1 protein-coding gene and 1 pseudogene are annotated in these 1,748 nt (G+C 70.2%); both read right to left on the reverse strand.

Annotation, left to right across the window (positions count from 1 at the left end; translation table 11 throughout):
* Positions 1–98 precede the first annotated feature (98 nt).
* Positions 99–599, reverse strand: coding sequence for a GtrA family protein (locus ACFWIW_RS42130; protein ID WP_378373603.1), 501 nt, complete (start codon positions 597–599; stop codon positions 99–101).
* Between the two features lie 10 nt (positions 600–609).
* Positions 610–1,748: pseudogene (locus tag ACFWIW_RS42135) on the reverse strand (RNA polymerase subunit sigma); the annotation flags it as partial.

Consider the following 1,748-nt stretch of genomic DNA (forward strand, 5'->3'; position numbering starts at 1 on the left):
CGTGGGGTCGCATTGGGCTTCGGCTTTCAAACCCCCACCCCCCCACCCCCCCCCCACGTCACCGAGGGAGCAAGGGACCTTTGCTACCACTTGGCGGGTCAGGCGGCCGGCTCGTCGGGAATGCCGGAAATCTCCCGTCCGCCACCCTCCAGCAGCCGCGGCCGCGCCTCGGCCTCCGGGAAGACCCACTTCTTGAACGACCACCACCGGAACGCCGTGCCGAGCAGAGTCCCGACGAGCACGCCGCTGACGAAGTCGGCGACCTCCTGGGTCAGCAGCGAGACATGCGGCTGCTCCAGCTCGAACACGTACCGCGAAACCAGCTGCGGCAGCGCGTTGAGGCCGAGCGCGATCGCGCTGAGCAGGAAGAACAGCGCCGCTTCGTGCGCGCGCTCACGGCCGCCGCGGGAGCGAAAGGACCATTCGCGGTTCGCGACGTACGAGAAAACGGTCGCCACCAGGACGCCGATGATCAGCGCGGTCACCGGTTTGTCGGTCAGCACGGTGAACTTCAGCCCGTAGGTGATCGTCATCGTGATGACGAAACTCGCGCCCCCGACCAGGACGAACCGCAGCAGTTCGCGATGCTTCCCGAGCATGCGGGCGACGCTACTGGAAAACGCGGTCGACCACTCCGTTGGGCTGGGTGGACGGCTTGGACTTGCCGGGCCGCGGCGGCGCGCTGGTGGTCGTGGTCGTCTCCGGCTGGGCCGGTTCTTGCTGCGCGGGCTCCGAAGACGTCGCGGAGGGCGAAGGCTTCTTCGGAGGGACAGGCCACCCTGGCCGTCCAGGCTTCGTCGTGTCCGGAGGATCCGAAGGCTTCGAAGTGACCGAAGGCAGCGAAGGCACCGTAGTCGGCGGAAGCAGCGCGTTGCCGTCACAGTGGTGGCGCCAGCAGTCGAGGTAGACGGCGACCGGCTTCGCCTTGGCGGCGCCGAGGGTGGCGTTCACCGTCACAGGCATCCCATTCGCCGGGCGGCCCTTCAGCCGCACCGTCAGGTGTGCCTCACGCCCCGGAGCCAGCGAGCCGCGCGAAGTGCACGACGCGCCTTCGCCGGTCGGAGTGCATCGGATGCCGGAGAAGCTCGACCAGTAGAGAATGCGGTGGTCGAGAGTGATCGTCACCGGCTTCGTCGACTCGCCGGTGTTCTTCACGTGGATGCTCATCCGCGGATTGGGGAACCAGGGGAACGACGAAATCCAGTCGGCGTCGGCGCGCAGGGTGAGCGCGTCCTGCGGCGACGGAACCTTGACCTTCACCTCGATCGACACCTTGATCTGCGCGCCCGCCGTCACCGAACCGGTGACCACGCTGCCGTCCTCGGCCGTCGCGTCGGCGCGCAGCCGGAACTTCAGCACCGCGGACTGTCCGGGTTCGAGGCCGGTACCGGTCCGGCAGGTCACCGTGCCGGTGCCGCCGGGGCAGCTCACCGTGATCGGACCGGGTGCCTGCTGCCGGAAACCGCCGGCGCCCATCGCGCCACCGCCTCCGGCGGCGTTGACGGCCCGCACGCCCTTGGGCAGATTCAGCGAGACCGCCACGGGCTCGGATTTCGAACCGCCGTCGTTGCGCACGGTGATCGGCAGGTCGGCCGCTTCGCCGGGCCTGAGCTGGACACCGCCGGGCGGGGTCGACGCCGTCATCACCGGAGGCCCCGGGATCACCGGCGCGGGCGCGGGCGGCTCGGCGGGGGCAGGCGCCGGGGCCGGAGCCGGGGGTGGCACCTGCTGGGCGGGCGGCACGGGCT

This window comes from Amycolatopsis sp. NPDC058340 (assembly GCF_042723975.1).
In the GTDB taxonomy this organism is placed as follows: Bacteria; Actinomycetota; Actinomycetes; order Mycobacteriales; family Pseudonocardiaceae; genus Amycolatopsis.